General features: G+C 71.3%; 1 protein-coding gene. It reads right to left on the reverse strand.

Annotated elements, in window-relative coordinates:
- The coding region (locus ACU8YC_RS26785; RefSeq protein ID WP_446896231.1) for an IS256 family transposase at positions 1 to 474 on the reverse strand (474 nt) is incomplete at both ends.

Raw genomic sequence — 474 nt, forward strand, 5'->3', positions numbered from 1 at the left:
GCCGCCGCCCGGGTCGGCGCGCCGTGGATCTCGCGCAGGTCCGCCTTCATCGCCGGCTGGATGGACTTCGGCACCTTGTCGAGGACTTTGGCCGTCTTGTGGACCCAACACCGCTGGTGAGCGGTGCCGGGGAAGACCTCGTCCAGCGCCCGCCAGAAGCCGAGAGCGCCGTCGCCGACCGCGATCTCGGGCGCGATCGACAGCCCGCGCCGCTTCACGTCGACGAGCAACTCCCGCCAGCTCTGGGCACTCTCGCGCGCACCCACCTGGAACCCGACGAGCTCCTTCTTGCCCTCGGGCGTCGCCCCGATCAGCACGAGCATGCAGTCTGCCTGCTCGGCCATCCGCGCCTGCAGATAGACGCCGTCGGCCCAGACGTAGGCATAGCGGCGTGCGGAGAGATCGCGCGCCTGCCAGCGGGCGTACTCATCCGCCCACGTCGCCGTCAGCCGGGCGATGACGGCCGGCGACAGG

The sequence above is a fragment of the Citrobacter sp. VF227 genome (assembly GCF_052950715.1).